At 72.8% G+C, this 1,196-nt stretch carries 1 protein-coding gene; it reads left to right on the top strand.

Translation table 11 applies throughout. The features are described 5' to 3' along the window. Positions 1-147 precede the first annotated feature (147 nt). On the top strand, positions 148-1,113 hold the full coding sequence (locus tag ACYVE9_RS27545) for a bifunctional riboflavin kinase/FAD synthetase (RefSeq protein ID WP_461030608.1): 966 nt from the start codon (positions 148-150) through the stop codon (positions 1,111-1,113). Positions 1,114-1,196: the final 83 nt, after the last annotated feature.

Genomic DNA, 1,196 nt, shown 5'->3' with positions numbered 1-1,196 from the left:
CGCGGTCACGCCGCACCGGTCGACGGCCGCTGACCGTCACCCGGCGCGCGCAGCGCCGCAAACGCCGCCCGGCGCGGTCCGGCGGCGTTGCGCATGGCACCCTTGGACCGGCAGGAATCCATTCGCATTGAGCGAGGAGCGGGCACAGTGCAGCGCTGGCGTGGCTTGTCGGACATCCCCGAGGACTGGGGGCGCAGCGTCGTCACCATCGGCTCGTACGACGGCGTCCACCGCGGGCATCAGTTGATCATCGGCCGGGCGGTGGCGCGCGCCCGGGAACTGGGCGTGCCCGCCGTCGTGGTCACCTTCGATCCGCACCCGAGTGAGGTCGTGCGGCCCGGCAGCCATCCGCCGCTGCTGGCCCCGCACCACCGCAGGGCGTCGCTGATGTCCGAACTGGGTGTCGACGCGGTGCTCGTCCTGCCGTTCACCAAGGAGTTCTCCCAGCTGTCGCCGGCGGACTTCGTGGTGAAGGTGCTCGTCGACAAGCTGCACGCGCGGACCGTCGTCGAGGGCCCCAACTTCCGCTTCGGCCACCGCGCCACCGGGGACGTCGAGGTGCTCGCCGAACTGGGCCGCGACTACGACTTCGACGTGCTGGTCGTCGACCTCTTCGAGCACGGTGAGGCCGGCGGCGGCCAGCCGTTCTCCTCCACCCTGATCCGCCGCCTGGTCGCGGAGGGCGACGTCACCGGGGCCGCCGAGGTCCTCGGCCGCCCGCACCGGGTGGAGGGCGTGGTGGTGCGCGGGGCGCAGCGCGGTCGCGAGCTCGGTTACCCCACCGCCAACGTGGAGACGCTGCCGCACACCGCCATTCCGGCGGACGGCGTCTACGCCGGCTGGCTGACCGTGCCGGACAGCCCGGAGGGCCCGATGCCGGCGGCGATCTCGGTCGGCACCAACCCGCAGTTCGACGGCATGGAACGCACCGTCGAGGCCTACGCCATCGACCGGGTGGGACTCGACCTCTACGGGCTCCACGTCGCCGTCGACTTCCTGCGCTACCTCCGCGGCCAGGAGAAGTTCGACACCCTGGACGCGCTGCTGGAGCGGATGGCCGGCGACGTGCAGCGGTGCCGCGAACTGCTCGACATGCCGCCGGCCGAGAGCTGAGCGCACCCGACCGCGTCGTCGGACGAGGGGGCCGCACCGAACGCGACCGGCAGGCCGGCGGGGAGCAGTTCGTCACCGTCGAG

Source organism: Streptomyces sparsus, assembly GCF_054776295.1.
The sequence above is the reverse complement of the archived record's forward strand: the minus strand, read 5'-3'. Positions and strand labels throughout refer to the sequence as shown.